This window comes from Microbacterium invictum (genome assembly GCF_034421375.1).
In the GTDB taxonomy this organism is placed as follows: domain Bacteria; phylum Actinomycetota; class Actinomycetes; order Actinomycetales; family Microbacteriaceae; genus Microbacterium; species Microbacterium invictum_A.
On the sequence record NZ_CP139779.1, the window covers coordinates 2511524 to 2528649 of the forward strand.

The 17126-nt window shown below is 72.4% G+C and carries 14 protein-coding genes; 6 read left to right on the forward strand and 8 right to left on the reverse strand.

Translation table 11 applies throughout. The features are described from left to right. Window positions 1-44 precede the first annotated feature (44 nt). The 5 genes from hpf to mtrA form a co-directional block, all read right to left on the reverse strand. Window positions 45-704 (reverse strand): ribosome hibernation-promoting factor, HPF/YfiA family, encoded by a 660-nt coding sequence (gene hpf / locus T9R20_RS12150; protein WP_322409572.1) that lies wholly within the window; start codon window positions 702-704, stop codon window positions 45-47. 110 nt (window positions 705-814) lie between these two features. Next, window positions 815-1519: a ComF family protein gene (locus T9R20_RS12155; protein ID WP_322409573.1), complete on the reverse strand. Its 705-nt coding sequence runs from the start codon at window positions 1517-1519 to the stop codon at window positions 815-817. An 88-nt stretch (window positions 1520-1607) separates the two neighbouring features. Next, window positions 1608-3296, reverse strand: coding sequence for an LpqB family beta-propeller domain-containing protein (locus T9R20_RS12160; RefSeq protein WP_322409574.1), 1689 nt, complete (start codon window positions 3294-3296; stop codon window positions 1608-1610). Continuing rightward, window positions 3293-5062 (reverse strand): MtrAB system histidine kinase MtrB, encoded by a 1770-nt coding sequence (gene mtrB / locus T9R20_RS12165; RefSeq protein WP_416182906.1) that lies wholly within the window; start codon window positions 5060-5062, stop codon window positions 3293-3295. Before mtrB ends, T9R20_RS12160 begins: the two co-directional genes overlap by 4 nt. A 20-nt stretch (window positions 5063-5082) precedes the next feature. Beyond that, window positions 5083-5763 carry an MtrAB system response regulator MtrA gene (gene mtrA / locus T9R20_RS12170; RefSeq protein ID WP_322409575.1) on the reverse strand — a complete coding sequence of 227 codons (681 nt, stop codon included), beginning with the start codon at window positions 5761-5763 and terminating at the stop codon, window positions 5083-5085. A gap of 203 nt (window positions 5764-5966) precedes the next feature. On the opposite strand from mtrA, the gene T9R20_RS12175 reads away from it, so the two are divergent. The 6 genes from T9R20_RS12175 (at window position 5967) to aqpZ (ending at window position 12402) form a co-directional block, all read left to right on the forward strand. Then, window positions 5967-7277: a glycerophosphoryl diester phosphodiesterase membrane domain-containing protein gene (locus T9R20_RS12175; RefSeq protein ID WP_322409576.1), complete on the forward strand. Its 1311-nt coding sequence runs from the start codon at window positions 5967-5969 to the stop codon at window positions 7275-7277. After that, a complete protein-coding gene (locus T9R20_RS12180; RefSeq protein WP_322409577.1) occupies window positions 7274-7945 on the forward strand; it encodes a DUF4129 domain-containing protein in 672 nt (223 codons plus the stop codon). Before T9R20_RS12175 ends, T9R20_RS12180 begins: the two co-directional genes overlap by 4 nt. After that, window positions 7942-9147, forward strand: coding sequence for a DUF4350 domain-containing protein (locus tag T9R20_RS12185; protein WP_322409578.1), 1206 nt, complete (start codon window positions 7942-7944; stop codon window positions 9145-9147). The genes T9R20_RS12180 and T9R20_RS12185 overlap by 4 nt, the downstream gene beginning before the upstream one ends. After that, entirely contained in the window at window positions 9144-10181 is a 1038-nt protein-coding gene (locus tag T9R20_RS12190; RefSeq protein WP_416182907.1) for an AAA family ATPase, read from the forward strand. Before T9R20_RS12185 ends, T9R20_RS12190 begins: the two co-directional genes overlap by 4 nt. 2 nt (window positions 10182-10183) lie before the next feature. Beyond that, window positions 10184-11485, forward strand: a complete 1302-nt coding sequence (locus tag T9R20_RS12195) for a DUF58 domain-containing protein (RefSeq protein WP_322409579.1) — start codon at window positions 10184-10186, stop codon at window positions 11483-11485. A gap of 116 nt (window positions 11486-11601) precedes the next feature. Further along, a complete protein-coding gene (gene aqpZ / locus T9R20_RS12200) occupies window positions 11602-12402 on the forward strand; it encodes an aquaporin Z (protein WP_322409580.1) in 801 nt (266 codons plus the stop codon). Window positions 12403-12504: 102 nt separating this feature from the next. On the opposite strand, the gene katG is transcribed toward aqpZ, so the two are convergent. The 3 genes from katG to T9R20_RS12215 form a co-directional block, all read right to left on the reverse strand. After that, complete coding sequence (katG, locus tag T9R20_RS12205) at window positions 12505-14811, reverse strand: catalase/peroxidase HPI (protein WP_322409581.1); 2307 nt, start codon at window positions 14809-14811, stop codon at window positions 12505-12507. 83 nt (window positions 14812-14894) lie between these two features. Beyond that, window positions 14895-15386 carry a Fur family transcriptional regulator gene (locus T9R20_RS12210; RefSeq protein WP_322409582.1) on the reverse strand — a complete coding sequence of 164 codons (492 nt, stop codon included), beginning with the start codon at window positions 15384-15386 and terminating at the stop codon, window positions 14895-14897. A 741-nt stretch (window positions 15387-16127) separates the two neighbouring features. Then, window positions 16128-17123, reverse strand: a complete 996-nt coding sequence (locus tag T9R20_RS12215; protein WP_322409583.1) for a stage II sporulation protein M — start codon at window positions 17121-17123, stop codon at window positions 16128-16130. Window positions 17124-17126 lie beyond the last annotated feature (3 nt).

The window sequence follows — 17126 nt, forward strand, 5'->3', positions numbered from 1 at the left end:
GCCCCGGGCGAATCGCGCCCGGGGCATCCGACGTTCTCAGGGGCTCAGGAGACCAATTGCGCAGGCTCCGCCTGGGTGGTCAGCGCGATCACGCCGTAGTCCCAGCCCTTGCGGCGGTAGACCACGCTCGGGCGGTCGGTGCGGACGTCGATGAAGAGGAAGAAGTCGTGTCCGACGAGTTCCATGCGGTCCACGGCGTCCTCGACCGTCATCCACTCGGCGTCGAATTCCTTCGTCCGGATGACGACCGGGGTGTACTCCTCCTCGTCGGCGTCGCCGCTGATGATCGGCACCTCACCGGTGGCGACGGCGCGCAGCACATCGACGGATGCGGGCTCGACATCGATGCCCTCCAGCGCCCCCGTGCCCTTCTCGAACTTCGCCCCGCGCGGATGGTTGCGGGCATCCACGCGCTTGTCCTTCGCGCGACGCAGCTGCTCGCAGAGCTTGTCGACCGCGAGGTCGAGGGCGGTGAACTTGTCGGCGTCCGTGGCCTCCGCGCGCACGATCGGGCCCTTGCCCGTGACGGTGAGTTCGACGGTGTGGTCCTCGATGTGACCGTTGCGATACGTGCGGTGGGTGACCTTGACATCCAGCCGCTGCGCCCGCGGCGCGAGGTGTTCGATCCGGGGCGCCTTCTCTTCGACGACCGACCGGAACCGATCGGTGATACCGACCCCCACGCCGACGATGCTGCTCTCCATGTCAGACCTCCTTGATCCGGTCCGCCCGGACAAGGGCAGACCCTCAGTCGCCTCTGTATACACGGCAGTGTGCGTGTGTCCCCCCACCGTAGTGCCGGGGCGCCCGCGTGTCACGCGTGACGGAGGTCGGATCCGCTCCGAGTTTCCGATGAGCGCCGGGGGGTCGCCGCGACCGTGGCGGCCGCCGCCACAGGCAGCCCCGCCGCGCGCAGTGTCCGAGTCGCTTCGACGAGCGTCGCACCCGTGGTGAGGACGTCGTCGACGACGACGATCGGGCGATCGCCCACCCGCGCCGTGTGACGCGCGCGCACGCGAAGGCTGCCGGCGACGTTCCGGGCCCGGGCGTCGCGATCGAGCCCGCGCTGGTCGGCGACCGTGCGCGCCGGTGCGAGGAGAGGGATGACGGGCAGCCCGGTCCGGCGGGCGAGGAGCGGTGTCACCGCGAAACCCCGTCGTCGCAACGCCGGCCGCGACGACGGCACCGGGACGAGGACCGCCTCACCGGCCACGCCCGCGGCGCGGACGGCCGCGCGCAGCGCGAGCCCGAGCGGCACGGCGAGCCCGGTGCGGCCGTCCTCCTTCAGACCGCGGATGACGCGGGCCGGAACCCCCTCGAACGCGAGGGCGCTGTGGACCCGCACCTCGTCGTCGAGCAGTCGCCGTGTCGGTGCCGGGACGAGGGACCCGCGGCATCCGTCGCAGAGAGCCTCGTCCGCCACGCCGCATCCGGCGCAGTCGACGGGGAGAAGGAGGGCGAGCGCGTCGGCGAGCGACGCGGACAGAGAGGCCGAGATCGACCCTGACACCGGCGGCATACCGCCAGCCTGGCGCGCCCAGGCCCGCGGCGGGTGCGACGCCGGGCCATCGGTGGACAACCCCCGCCCGCCCGAGCCTGGGGAGGAGTCAGCGGGGCGACCCCTGCTGAATCGCGAGGACCACGATGCCCTCCGCCGTCTGCGTCCAGTTCGCCCCTCGGCGGATGAAGAGGCTCCCCTGATCGGTGTGGACGCGCAGGGTCGAGGCGGAGTTGCCTCCGGCGAGGGTGTCGGCACCGGCGGGGGCCGCGGTCTCGGTGCCCTCACCCCCGACGACCTGCTCCCGCAGGCGCGGCTCGCTGCCCGCGTCGATGAGCGCGGCGATCGAGGAGTCGTCGAGCCAGGCGACGGACGACACGGGACCGTCGAGATCGGCGAGCACGACGGGGTCGCCGAGTCCGCTGGGCACGCCGTCCCCGTCTCTGATCACGCCGGCGACGCTCAAGGTGGTCCGCCCTCCGGCGGTCACGGCTGCGGCCAGACGCGTGCCGTCGCGCGAGAGCGCCATCGCCGAGAGGGTGGCCGCCCCCGGCCACGCGTTCGCGATCTCGATCGGCCCGCTCGGCACCCACGCCCGGAGCGCCGAGGGCGCGGTCTCGGGAACGCTCCACACATAGCCGAACGCGTCGATCGTCGGCGCGACCAGTGCCGGGCGCTGGTCGAAGACCTGCACGTCGCCGTCGGCGTCGATCCTGCCGGTCCACCCGTCCGCGGCGAACCGCGAAGCGGCGAAGACGCGGTCGGGCGAGAGGGCCAGCGCGTCGACCTCCGCCGCCTGCTCCAACGCGTCCGACAGACCGGGCACCGGATCGAGTTCGTCGCCGGTGAGGAATCCGAACCCGCCGGCGGTGACGACGAGCGGCTGCGCGGCGACCCGGGTGGAGCGGACGGCGACCGCCGCCGCGTCGACCTCGGACGACCCGACCCGCATCTGAACCCGGGTGACCCCGGCCGAGGCGAGACTCTCGTCGAGCTGGGTCTGCATCCGATCGAGGGTCGGCTGCTCGAGGGTGAGGGCCGCTTCATTCAGGCTCACCTGCGCCTCACCCACCGAGACCGGCACCGCGGTGGGGCTCAAAGCCACGCCGTCGGGGAACGCCGAGACCACCGAGCCCGCGAGCCACTCCACCGGCGACCCTTCGATCAGGGCGGCGGCGATGCGGGTGGGGGCGTTGGTGGTCGGGAACCACCGCTCATCAGGCACCAGGTACTGCCAGGTCGGGTCGAAGTAGGCCAGGGTGTACCGGTCGAACGCGGTGACGAACGAGTCGCGGTCCAGGACGATGCCGTCCGGCGCCTGGCTGATGCGCCACTCCCCGTCCTCCTGCTGCAGGAGCTCGAACCGCAGGGGCGGCGTGCCTCCGGTCGCCGGCTCGTAGACCCCGGTCGCGTCCACGGTCGCCGTGGGGGCGACCGCGACCTCGACGGCGTTCTCGCCGACGGCGAGGGGGGTGCGGGTCGTGCCGGTGGGTTCGATGATCACCCCGGCCGTCGGATCCCACGTGTCGCGCAGGGCGGGGGCGAGGAACTCGCGCGCACGCGCCCAGTCGCTGACCGGTCCCGCACCGGCGCGCAGGAACCCGTCGACGATCTCCTCCGGCGTCGCACCCGCCTGCGGCCGATCGGGCAGCCGCAGGAAGTCGGGTCCGGGCAGCTGCTCCCCCACCGAGCGCCCGCCCTGCACCGTGCCCGTGAGCGGGAGCCCCGCGCACGCCGTGAGCGCCAGGGCGGCTACGACAGCGACCGCGAGGGCGCGCAGTCCGCGAGCGGCTCTCATGACGCGCCTCCCGAGCGACGGTCGTTTCCGGATGCCGCGCCGGCAGCGGTCTCGGACAGCACCTGGATCGGCTGGGTGAGCCCGAGGGCGTCCAGCGGTGCGGTGTTGTCGTCGCCGGGGACGACGGCGATGGGCGAGGAGGTCTGCAGACCGTGCGCGAGGCGGGGCAGCGTGAGGACGAAATGGGATCCCCGGCCGATCTCCGACCACACGGCGAGTTCCCCGCCGTGCAGGCGCGCGTCTCCCAGTGCGATCGACAGGCCGAGGCCGGTGCCGCCGATCGTGCGCTTCCGGGAGGGGTCGGCACGCCAGAACCGGTCGAACACGCGCTCGACCTCCTCGGGTCGCATCCCGAGTCCGAAATCGCGGACGCCCAGCGCGACGGCCTGCTGGTCGCTGTCGACGGTGACCACGATCGGGCGCCCCTCGCCGTGCTCGATGGCATTGCCCAGCAGATTACGGACGATGCGCCGCACCCGACGAGGATCCATGTCGACCGGGGAATATCCCCCCGGCGCCACGAGGCGGACATCCGATCCGTGCTGCTCGGCGAGCTGGCTCATCGACTCGATGACGTCGCCCGCGAGGTGGGCGAGGCTCGTGGGCTCGAGCTCCAGCTGGATCGACCCGGCGTCGTAGCGGCTGATCTCCAGCAGATCGGTGAGCAGGGTCTCGAAACGCTGGACCTGGGCGTTCAGCAGCTCGGCGGCGCGCGCGGTGGCGGGGTCGAACGAGTCGCGCTGATCGTTGATCATGTCGGCGGCGAGCCGGATGGTCGTGAGCGGCGTCCGCAGCTCGTGCGAGACGTCCGAGACGAACCGCTGCTGGACGAGAGAGAGCTCGGCGAGCTCCTTGATCTGCGACTCGATGCTGTCGGCCATGGCGTTGAAGGACTGCCCGAGGGTCGCCAGCTCATCCTGTCCGCGCACCGGGAGCCGCACGTTCAGCTCACCGCTGGCGAGCTTCGCGCTGGTCTCGGCCGCCTCTCCGATCGGGGTGGTCACCGACCGGAGGACGAACCACGCGATCAGGCCGATGAGGATCACCAGGCCCACGCCGACCACCCAGAGCGTGCCCTGGATGAAGGCGAGGATCTGCGATTCGCCGGCGAGGTCGTAGGCGATATACACCTCGTAGGCGCCGACGACAGGGAACGAGAGCTGCTGCCCGACCACGATGCCGGGCACCGTGCTGCCGTCCTCTGCCTCGAGGGCGACCGACTGCCACCACTGCTGCACGTCGCCGTCGGCGCGCACCTTCTGCCGGAGGCCCTCGCTCAGCACCTCCTCCGGGAGGCCCGGCGTGACGAGATCCTGGGGAGCAATGCGCGACGCGCGGTCGATGCGGAAGATCGCGATGCGGTCGCTGCCGGACTGCTCGGCGAGGTCGGTGCTGAGGGTCGTCATCAGCAGCTGGAGCTGCACCGGGTCGTTCCCGGGCTCGGCGGAGTCCAGTCGCTCCTGGGCGGACTGGGTGGCCCGGAGCGCGCCGCCGGTCGCCTGGTCGCGTCCGGCGGTGAAGAGGTCGTGCTGGATCGCCAAGGCCATCCAGACGCAGGCGATCAGGATCGTCAGTGCCGTGAGCGCCAGGGTGATGAGGACGGTGCGGAAGCGCAGCGAGCGCCGCCACAGGTTCGTCAGGCGATCGGGCCAAGAGCGCCAGTCGCGCCACTGCGCCATCCGGCGACCGATCGCCGTCGATCCCGTGCCTGTGCCCACGGTCGGCGACGCACTGGTCGTCGTGCGGGGACCCGCACCGGTCGTCATGCGGCCCTCATGTCAGACCGTCACGCCACGGCGCCCGCGCGATAGCCGACTCCGCGCACGGTCGTCACGATCCGCGGGTTGTCGGGGTCGCGCTCGACCTTGGCACGCAGCCGCTGCACGTGGACGTTGACCAGGCGGGTGTCGGCCTTGTAGTGATAGCCCCACACCTGCTCCAGCAGCATCTCGCGCGAGAAGACCTGCTGGGGCTTGGAGGCGAGCGCGACGAGCAGCTCGAACTCCAGCGGGGTCAGCGCGATCGGCTCGTCGCCGCGCCGGACCTCATGCGCCGACACGTCGACGGTGAGGTCGCCGATGCGCAGCACCTCCGGCGACGTCTGGGCCGTCGGCCGCAGTCGCGTGCGGATGCGGGCGACGAGCTCCTTGGGGTTGAAGGGCTTGACGATGTAGTCGTCGGCGCCGGACTCGAGCCCGCGGACGACGTCGGCGGTGTCGGTGCGGGCGGTGAGCATGATGATCGGGATGCCGGATTCCGCCCGGATGCGCGTGCACACCTCGATGCCGTCCATGCCGGGGAGCATGAGATCCAGCAGCACGAGATCGGGGCGTTCCTCGCGCCAGGCGTCGACGGCGCGGGCGCCGTCGGCGCAGAACGCGGGTTCGAACCCCTCGGTGCGCAGGACGATCCCGATCATCTCTGCCAGAGCGGTGTCGTCGTCGACAACCAGGATCCGTGATGTCATCGGGTCTTTCGTCCTTCGGGTCCGGTCGGGCACGGCGAGACGCCACGGGTGTCGAACGCTCTGAGCAACACTAGTCGACACCGCCTGGGGGTGCACCGAGCATCGCCCGGGAGTCCGCGGGCCCCGGCGCGCCGATATGACACGATGGAGCCGGTGCGGCGCGACCGCGACCGCATGGCCGCCCACGCGAGGAGGACCGCCCCGTGACGTCGTACCCGGCGTGGACGCCGGCATCCCGGCCCGGCATCATCCCACTGCATCCGCTGAGCTTCGGCACGATCCTCGGCAGGTCGTTCACGGCACTCCGGCACAACCCCAAGGTGCTGCTCGGCTTCGCCCTGGGGATCCAGGCCGTCACGTACATCGTGGTCATCGTCGCGATCGGGGCCATCGCGATCGGAGCGTTCTCGCGCCTGGACACCCTGCGACCGGGATCGGAGGAGTTCGACACGGTCCTCGCCGGCTCGATCGCCCTCGTGTTCGTCGCCGGCGTCGTGCTCGGCCTTCTCGCCGGGGCCGTCGGCGTGATCGTCCAGGGTGTCGTCGTGACCGAGGTCGCGCGGGGCGCGGTCGCCGAGAAGCCCACGCTCGGAGCGATCTGGGCTCAGCTGAAGCCCGTGGTGTGGCGGCTCATCGGCTACGCATTCCTCCTCGCCGCCGCCGGCGTCGTGGCGGTGACCCTGGTCGTGCTGATCCTCGTCGCGATCGGGTTCGCGGTGCTGCCCGTGGCCATCGTCCTGTCCGTGCTCGCGGTCCTCGCCGCGATCCCGCTCGTGCTGTGGCTGTCGACGAAGCTCATGCTCGCGCCCTCGGCGATCATCCTCGAGCACGCGACCATCCGCGGCGCGATCGTGCGGTCGTGGACTCTCATCCGGGGCCGCTTCTGGGTCGGACTCGGTGTCCTCGTACTGGTGTCGCTGACCTTCTCGGTGCTCGCTCAGGTGGTGAGCGTGCCCTTCAGCCTCCTTACCAGCGGCGTGTCGACGATCATCTCCCCCACAGGCGACCCCGAGCCCGGGGCCATCGTCGCCCTCATCTTCGGGCTCGTGCTCACCCAGGTGGTGACGCTGCTGATCCAGGCGGTCGCAGTCGTGGTGCAGTCCACGGCCTCCGCCCTCGTCTACATCGACTGCCGGATGCGGCGCGAGGGCCTCGATCTCGACCTGCAGAGCTACGTCGAGCAGCGCGACGCCGGGCGAGGGGACCTGCCCGATCCCTACCGCGTCCACGTCGGACGCGCGATCGCGCCTCGGCCTCCCGCACCGGCCTACCCGGCCCCGCAGGGGTACGGACCGCCCCCGGGCTACCCCGCACCGCAGGGGTACGGACCCCCGCCCGCGCATGCCGCACCGCAGGGGTACGGCCCGCCGCCCGGATACACCGCGCCGCCGGCTGCACCCGGTGCTCCTCCGACTCCGCCCCCGGCGGCACCCCCGACCGGCGCGCCGCCCGCCACCCCGCCGACGAGCTGGGCCGCGCCCGGCGGCGACGCCGCCGACCGCGACACCCCGTGATCGCTGTCGTCGCGCGGATGCTCGCGGCGACACCCGTCACCCCCGATGGTGACGAGGCGCGGGAGTGGGCCGAGCAGGAACTGTCCGATCCGGCCTACGCCGAGGCCCAGCCGACCGCGTTCGACCGCATCGCCCGCGCCATCCTGGATTTCCTCGGCGGGCTGTTCTCGACCGACGTCTCCGGCGGCTGGGGATCGGCCTTCGCCCTCATTGCGGCCATCGCGATCGCCGCCCTGATCATCGTCGCCCTCCTCGTCTGGGGCCTCCCCCGCGCGCGGCGTCGCGCGTCGGCGCCGGTGGCCACCCTCTTCGGAGATGCCGACGAACGCAGCGCCGACGACCTCCGCCGGGCGGCGGCCTCCGCCGCAGACGCCGGGAGATGGGACGAAGCGCTCATCCTGCGCTTCCGCGCGCTCGCGCGCGGTCTCGCCGAGCGCGGAGTCGTCAGCACGCCGCCGGGCGCGACGGTGCACGCCTTCGCCCGGGCGGCGGGACGTGTCTTCCCGAGTGCCGCGACCGACCTCGAGGCCGGCGCCTCGGCGTTCGACGACGTCCGCTACCTGCGTCGCCCCGGCTCCCGCGACGACTACGAGCATCTCCGCCGCCTGGACGAGCAGCTGATCGCCGCGCGACCGGCGACCCCCGTCCGAACGGGAGTGGGCGGATGACCGCGGCCGCGCCCCGCACCGATGCCGGCACCTCGGCCGCCCCTGCGCCCGCCTCGCGACGCCGGCGGGTCGGCGGCTGGGTCGCGCTGGCCATCGCCCTCCTCGCCGTCGGCAGCATCGGCGCGCTGCTGTCGGGGCTCGGCGAGTGGGCCCAGCGCGACGCGTTCGACCCCGAGTCGGCCGGCCCGACGGGAACGCGCGCCCTCGTGGAGGTGCTGCGGGATCAGGGTGTCGAGGTCGAGGTGGCCCGCAGCAGCGACGCCGTCGCCCGCGCGCTCGATGACGCCTCGACCGGGTCGACGCTCGTGCTTCCCGACACCCCCGCCCTCTCCGACGACGGGCTCGCAGGCCTCGCCGACCCCGCGGACGACATCGTCCTCATCGACCCCCGTTCCCGTACGCTCCGGCTCTTCCTCCCCGGTACGACGGTCGGCGGACGAGCCGACGCGCTGCTCGACCCACAGTGCGACCTCGCCGACGCCGAGCGGTCGGGTCCGGTCGCCCCGGGCGCGGTGTTCGTCGCGGGCGACGGCGCCGAGGGCTGCTACCTCACCGCCGACGGGCAGGCGGGTATCGTCGTCGCCGAGACCGACGGTCGCCGCGTCGCGGCGATCGACGGTCGCGCGGTCCTCGTCAACGAGGTGCTGGCCGACGACGGCAACGCCGCTCTGGGCGTGAACCTCCTCGCGCGGCATCCGCTCGTGGTCTGGTACGACCCGGTGCTCGGCGACACCGACCTGGAGAACACCGACCCCTCGCTCGGCGAGTCCACGCCCCGCTGGGTGAGTCCCGCCATCGCCCTTCTGATCCTCGCCGCCGTGGCCGCCGCCCTGTGGCGCGGACGCCGTTTCGGGCCGCTGGTGCGCGAGCGCCTGCCGGTCACGGTGCGCGCCGCCGAGACCGCCGAGGGCCGTGCCCGCCTGTACGCCCAGACCCGCGACGCCGGTCATGCCGCGGACGATCTGCGGATCGCCGCTCTCCGGCGGATGGCGAGGCTCCTCGGCCTCGGCCCGAACGCCGCGGCGGATGAGATCGCCGACGCCGCCGCCGACCGCCTCGCCGCCGATCGACGCGTCGTCCGGGGCATCCTCCTCGACGACGTCCCCACCGATGACGCCCAGCTCGCCGTCGTCGCCTCGCGCCTGCGCGAGCTCGAAGCAGCCCTCCGCGACGCCGTCCGTCCCGAAAGGAACCGCCCATGACCGACCAGCCGCCCCCTCTCACCGCCGACTCTTCGCCGTCCGAGAGCGTCGCCGCGCCGACACCCGCGCCCGCCGTCCTCGACGACGCCGCCCTCCGCGACGCGATGCACCGGGTACGCACCGAAGTCGGGAAGGCCGTGATCGGCCAGGACGGGACGGTCACCGGCCTCCTCATCGCCCTCCTCGCGCGCGGTCACGTGCTGCTGGAGGGCGTGCCCGGGGTCGCCAAGACGCTGCTGGTGCGCGCGTTCAGCACCTCCCTCGGGCTCGACACCAAGCGCATCCAGTTCACCCCCGACCTGATGCCGGGCGACGTCTCGGGATCGCTCGTGTACGACGCACGCACGGGCGAGTTCGAGTTCCGCCCGGGCCCGGTGTTCAGCAACGTCGTCCTCGCCGACGAGATCAACCGCACCCCTCCCAAGACCCAGGCGGCGCTCCTGGAGGCGATGGAGGAGCGTCAGGTCTCCTCCGACGGCGTGACGCGGCCGCTCCCGTCGCCCTTCCTCGTCGCGGCGACGCAGAACCCCATCGAGCAGGAGGGCACCTACACGCTCCCCGAAGCGCAGCTCGACCGGTTCCTGCTGAAGCTCATCGTCGACCTGCCGCCGCGCGATGCCGAGCTCGCGGTGCTCCGCCGCCACGCCGAGGGGTTCGACCCGCGCGATCTCGGCGCCGCGGGTCTTCAGCGTGTCATCGCCCCCGACGAGATCGTCGCGGCCCAGCATGCCGCCGCCCGTGTCACCGTCACCGACGACGTGCTCGGGTACGTCGTCGACCTCGCCCAGGCGACCCGGCAGAGCCCGTCGGTCCAGCTGGGCGTGAGCCCCCGCGCGACGACGGCGCTCCTCGCCGCGGCGAAGGCCTGGGCCTGGCTCGGCGGCTACCCCGCGATCACTCCCGACCACGTGCAGACGCTGCTCGTGCCCACCTGGCGGCACCGCATCCGGCTGCGCCCCGACGCCGAGCTCGAGGGCGTCTCGGTCGACGCGGTGCTCACCGCGGTGGTGCAGCAGACCCGCGTGCCGGTCTGAGCGTGTACGTCACCGGGCGCCTTCCCCTTCTCGTCGGACTCGGCGTGGTGCCGGTCGTCCTGCTCTCGATCGCCGGCGTCGACCCGTGGCTGGCGATGCTCGGATGGGCGGTGCTCTCGACCGCACTGGCGCTGACGGATGCCGCGGCCGCGCCCGACCCGCGGTGGCTCGACGTCGCCCGCGACGTCCCTTCCCGGAGCCTCCTCGGTCAGCAGGTCGAGACCGGCGTGACCCTCCGGAACACCGGCGCGCGGACGCTGCGCGGCAGGGTGCGGGACGCCTGGCAGCCGACGGCCGGAGCCCCGCTCGAGCGGGCGGGCATCGACATCCCGCCCGGAGAATCCCGCAGGGTGCGGGTGCCGCTCCTCCCCCGCCGGCGCGGCGAGCTGCGCACCGGGTTCCTCGTCGTGCGCAGCGCCGGCCCGCTCGGACTCGCCGGCAGGCAGCGGCGCATCGACGCCCCGGGCGCGCTGCGGGTGCTCCCGCCCTTCACCTCCCGCCGTCACCTTCCGTCCCGCCTCGCGCGGCTGCGCGAACTCGACGGCAACACCAGCGTGCAGGTGCGGGGGCAGGGCACCGAGTTCGACAGCCTGCGCGAATACGTACGCGGCGACGACGTGCGCTCCATCGACTGGCGCGCGACCGCGCGCGCCGGGACCACGATGCTCCGCACCTGGCGGCCCGAGCGGGACCGGCACGTGGTCATCATCATCGACACCGGGCGCACCGCGGCCGCGCGCGTAGGCGACGGGGTGCGGATGGATGCCGCCATGGAGGCCGCCCTGCTGCTGTCGGCACTCGCATCGCGCGCCGGCGACCACGTGCACCTGATCATGTTCGACCGGCTCGTGCGTGCGCGGGTCACGGGGATCGACGGCCCGGGGCTCCTCCCCGCCCTCGTCGACGCCATGGCACCGGTGGATCCGCAGCTGATCGACACCGACTGGGACGCCGCGATCGCGCAGGTGCGGCGGGTCACCTCCCGGCCGTCGCTCGTGGTGCTGCTGACCGCACAGGACGCCCCCGAGGCGGCGCGCGGATTCCTCGGGTCGCTCCCGGCGCTCACCGCCCGCACGCGCGTCGTGGTCGCCTCGGTCACCGACGACCCGGTGCCGCCCGACCCGCGGCCCGACACCGACGAGCTGTACCGGCAGGCGGCCTACGCGCGCGCTGCGCGCGACGCCGAGCGGGTCGCCGCGGCCGTACGCCGCGCCGGTGCTGAGCCGATCGCGGCCTCGCCCGACGACCTGCCGCCCGCCGTCGCCGACCGCTACCTCGCGCTTAAGGCCGCGGGGCGGCTCTGACGCACCCCGTGTCGCCGCGCGGCAGCGCCGGGCGACACGGAGGGTCACATCCCACGGCGCGCCCGTCCCCTGCGCATGCCCGCCGCTACGCTCATGCCTGAAAAGAGGAGTCCTGCATGTCCGATGACACCGCCGCCGCGGGCGGCACCGCGCCCACCACCGCCACGAAGCTCGTCGCCGAGGCGCTCGGAACCTTCCTGCTCGTCTTCGGGGCGATCTCGGCGGCGCTGTTCGCCGCCGACTTCGGCGTGAGCGAGAACGGCACCTCCCTCGGGATCGGGTTCGTCGGGGTCTCCCTCGCGTTCGGTCTGACGATCATCGCCGGGATCTACGCGTTCGGCCCGATCTCGGGCGGGCACTTCAACCCCGCCGTCACCCTGGGGCTCGCCGCCGCGGGCCGGTTCGCATGGCGGGACGTGCCCGCCTACCTCATCGCCCAGATCGTCGGCGGACTCGTCGGCACGACGCTGATCGTGCTCATCGGCCTGTTCGGACCCGGCGACTGGCTCGCCCAGGCCCAGGACAGCGGCTTCGCCAGCAACGGGTTCGGGGCGCTGTCGCCGGGCGGATACGGCCTGGGCGCCGCCATCATCACCGAGGTGCTCTTCACGGCGATCTTCGTCATCGTGATCCTCGGCGTCACCCACCCGCAGCGCGGCACCGCGGGCTTCGCCGGGCTCGCCATCGGGTTGACGCTCACCCTCATCCACCTCGCGACCATCCCGATCGACAACACCTCCGTCAACCCCGCGCGATCGATCGCGACCGCCGTCTACGGCGGCGCCGAGCCGTTCCTGCAGCTGTGGGTCTTCGTGGTGTTCCCGATCGTCGGAGGTCTTCTCGCGGGGTTCCTCCACCGGGCGCTGTTCGAGAAGAAGCCCGCGCCGCCCGCGCAGAAGGAGGCGCGCACGCGCTGACGGCGGCGCGCGTCATCCCCTCGTCCCCCACCTGCGGGATCGGGCCCGCCCTCCCTGAGGAGAGCGGGCCCGATTCGTGCGGCGGATGACCCGCCGGCGGCGTCAGACGAGATCGAAGCGATCGAGCTCGGTGACCTTGGTCCACGCGGCGACGAAGTCGCGCACGAACTTCTCTGTGGCGTCGTCGCTCGCGTACACCTCGGCGAGCGCGCGCAGCTCGGAGTTCGAGCCGAACACGAGGTCGACACGGGTGCCGATGCCGACGGATTCGCCGCTGCCGTCCCGCCGTCCCTGGAAGGCGTGCGACCCGGGGTCCAGCGGCTTCCAGGTCACGCCGAGGTCGAGCAGGTTCACGAAGAAGTCGTTCGTGAGCACACCGGGGCGGTCGGTGAAGACGCCGTGGTCCGAGCCGTCCCAGTTCGTTCCGAGAACCCGCAGGCCGCCGACGAGCACCGTCATCTCGGGTGCCGTGAGGGTCAGAAGGTTGGCGCGGTCGAGCAGGTGGTACTCGGCGGGGAGCGTCGCCTCGGGCCCGTAGTAGTTGCGGAAGCCGTCGGCGACGGGCTCGAGCCAGGCGAACGAGTCGGCGTCGGTCATCTCCTGCGTGGCGTCGGTGCGTCCCGGACGGAAGGGCACCTCGACGGCGACCCCCGCCTCGGACGCGGACTTTTCCACCCCGGCGTTGCCGGCCAGCACGAGGACGTCGGCGAGCGAGACCCGCTTGCCGCCCTGCTGCGCCTCGTTGAAGCGCTGCTGGATGCCCTCGAGGACGGGCAGCACCTCGGCCAGCTGCGCGGGGTTGTTCACGACCCAGTCCTTCTGCGGAGCGAGGCGGATGCGGGCACCGTTGACGCCGCCGCGCTTGTCGCTGCCGCGGAACGACGATGCCGCGGCCCAGGTCGTGCCGACGAGCTGCGAGACCGTGAGCCCCGAGGCGAGGATGTCGGACTTGAGCGCGGCCGCGTCGGCGGCGTCGATGAGCTCGTAGTCGACGGCGGGCACCGGGTCCTGCCAGAGCAGCACTTCCTCGGGCACCTCGGGGCCCAGGTAGCGGTCGCGCGGTCCCATGTCGCGGTGGGTGAGCTTGAACCAGGCGCGGGCGAACGCGTCGGCGAAGGCCTCGGGGCTCTCGAGGAAGCGGCGCGAGATCTTCTCGTACTCGGGGTCCATCCGAAGCGCCAGGTCGGTGGTGAGCATGCGCGGCTCGCGACGCTTCGAGCCGTCGTGCGCCAGGGGCACCATGTCGGCGCCGGCACCGTTCTTGGGCCGCCACTGGTGGGCTCCGGCCGGGCTCTTCATCAGCTCCCACTCGTAGGCGAACAGGATGTGGAAGAACTCGTTGTCCCAGCGCGTCGGGTGGTAGGTCCAGGTCACCTCCAGGCCCGAGGTGATGGTGTCATCGCCCTTGCCGCTGGCATGGGAGCTCCGCCATCCGAGGCCCTGCTCCTCCAGCGGAGAGGCCTCGGGGTTGTCGGAGAGAGCGGAGTCGGCCGCGGCGCCGTGGGTCTTTCCGAACGTGTGACCGCCGGCGATGAGGGCGACGGTCTCCTCGTCGTTCATCGCCATGCGGGCGAAGGTCTGACGGATGTCGTGGGCCGCCGCGATCGGGTCGGGGTTGCCCTCGGGCCCCTCGGGGTTGACGTAGATGAGGCCCATGTGGGTGGCACCCAGCGGCTTGTCGAGCTGACGGCCCTCGCCCGAGAAGCGCTTGTCGCTGCCCATCCACTCGGTCTCGGCGCCCCAGTACACGTTATCGTCGGGCTCCCAGACGTCGGCACGACCGCCGGCGAAGCCGAAGGTCTCGAAGCCCATGTCCTCCAGCGCCACGTTGCCGGCGAGGATCATGAGGTCTGCCCACGAGATGCTCTGGCCGTACTTCTTCTTCACCGGCCACAGCAGGCGGCGCGCCTTGTCAAGATTGACGTTGTCGGGCCAGCTGTTCAGCGGAGCGAAGCGCTGCTGACCGGCACCGCCGCCGCCCCGACCGTCGGTGACCCGGTAGGTACCGGCGCTGTGCCACGCCATGCGGATCATCAGCGGGCCGTAGTGGCCGAAGTCGGCGGGCCACCAGTCCTGCGAGGTGGTAAGCAGTTCGGCGATGTCACGCTTGACGGCGGCCAGGTCGAGGGCTTCGAACGCGGCGCGGTAGTCGAAGTCGGCACCCAGCGGGTCGCGCTCGGTGGGGTTCTTCGCCAGGATCCGCACGTTCAGCTGATTCGGCCACCACACCCGGTTCGCCGAGCCGGCGGTGGGGTGCGGCATCGCGGTGTGGACCACCGGGCAAGATCCGGCCTGCTGATCGGGCTCGTCGGTGACGGTGACGGCCTGGTCGACCTCGGTCTCGCCGCCGATGCCGGTGTCGATGTCGGTGCTGTCGGTGGCGGTGCTGACGTCGTCGTGATGCGTCATGTGTTTCCTTCCTCAGGGGGTGGGGCAGGGGGGACGGTGGGCGGGTGGACGCGAGAGCGGATGCCGGGCCGAAGCCCGCGCCGTCACGGCCGCGTCGCCGGGGGGCGCGGCGCCGGTGCCGCGGGGGCGGTGTCGTCGGCTGCCGCGCCTTCGGCCAGACAGTCTGCGCACAGCCCCCAGAACGTCACCTCGGCGGTGTGCACGGCGAATCCGTGCGCGGAGGACGGGACGAGGCACGGCGCCTCGCCGGTGACGCAGTCGACGTCAGCGACGGTGCCGCACGACGTGCACACGAGATGGTGATGATTGTCCGCGACGCGTCGCTCGTAGAGACCGGGGCGACCGGCCGGCTCGATGCGCCGCGCGATCCCCGCGGAGACGAAATCGGCCAGGGCGTTGTACACCGACTGCAGATTGGTCTGGGGGGTGCGCTGCGCGACGCGCCGGTAGAGCTCGTCGGCGCTGGAGTGCGGCGCCTCGGTGAGCGCGTCGAGGACCGCGCGACGCGAATCCGTGACCCGCAGTCCCGCCGCGCGAAGCGCGTCGGGGGAGGACGAAGCGGTGTTCGAGGTCACGTTCCGACCCTAGCGGGTTCTTTTGAGTCGATCAAAAGAACTCGCGGTGTCGGGCGCGTTGCGGGTCGGTGTCGAGGTGGCGCAGATGTTCGCCCTCGAGCGGGTCAGGCGACCGATTGCGCCACCTCCGCGGTCCCGCGCCAGAGGGAAGTGGCGCATATGGCGACCTTCAGACGCCCAAGGTCACCATTTGCGCCACCTTCGCGCTGCTGCATCCGCTGGCCATCGGCGTGGCACAGATGGTCGCTCGGCACCCCGCCGCACGACCATTTCGGCCACCGCTCCGCCATCGCCGTGGCACAGATGGTCGCCCCGCAACGCGCGACCCGACCAATTCCGCCACCCCGCCGCATCCGCCCCCATCGAAGTCGCGCATTTGGCGACCTTCAGCCGTCGAAGGTCACCATTTGCGCCACCTTCGCGCTGCTGCATCCGCTGGCCATCGGCGTGGCACAGATGGTCGCGTCGCAGCGCGACTTGCGACCAATCCCGCCACCCCGATCACCCCGACGTTATCGGCGTGGCACAGATGGTCGCTCGGGACCGCGCCGCACGACCAAATCCGCCACCCCGCCGCATCCGCCAGCATCGAAGTGGCGCATCTGGCAACCTTGCGGGGCCCAAGGCCACCATCTGCGCCACCTCCGCGGCCCGACCCCGCGTGGAAGTGGCGCACCTGGCGACCTTCCCAGGTCCAAGGCCACCATCTGCGCCACCTTCGCGCTCGTGCGCGCCGCCCCCTCAGCCGGCGACGAGGGTGGGCGTGCCGGTTTCGAACTCGGTCATGTCGCCGGATTCGCCGAGTCGAGCGGCCCGACGACCGACGACGAGCATGTAGGCCAGGAACGCCCCGAGCGCGAGAGCGCCGATGCCGATCTTCACCGGCCACGGCCACGGCTGCGCCGTGACGAAGCCCTCGATGACACCGGCGACCGCGAGCGCGAGCACGAGACCGATCGCCACCGTCGCGAGCGAACGCCCCGCCGCGGCGAGGGCCTCGCCGCGCGGCCGGCGACCCGGCGCGACCCACGCCCAGAAGATGTGCAGCCCCGCCGCCCCGGCCACGAAGATGCACGTCAGCTCGAGCAGACCGTGGGGAAGGATGAACAGGAGGAAGACGTCGCCGCGGTCGAACGCGAGCATGATCGCCGCGGCGGTTCCGACGCCGACGGCGTTCTGCACCAGCACCATGACCGGCCAGAATCCGGTGATGCCGAACATCACGCACTGCGCCGCGATCCAGGCGTTGTTGGTCCATACCGTCCCCGCGAACGCCGCCGCGGGGTTCTCGCTGTAGTACGAGGTGAACTGCTCCTCGGCGTAGTACTCCAGCTGTGCCTGCGGCCCGAGGGTCGCCACGAGCGCGGGGTCGGACGAGATCCAGAACGCCACGACGGCGCCGATGCCGATGAACGACAGCGCGATCACGAGCGTCGTCCACCGCAGCCGGTAGAGCGCTGCCGGCAGCTGCAGCACGAAGAACCGCGGGATCTGCCGCAGGGGATTCTCGCGCCCTCCGGTCAGCCGCTGCCGCGCCCGCGCGAGGATCGTCGAGACGTGGTCTCCCTCGGGGGTCCGCCCCGCGGTGGTCTTGATCTCGGCGAGATCCGCCGAGGCCGCACGGTAGCGGTCGACGAGTTCGTCGACCTCGGCGCCCGTCAGGCGGCGACGCCTGCTCAGCTCGTCCAGCCTCGCCCACTCCTCGCGCCGCGCAGCGGTGAGGGCGTCGAGGTCCATGTG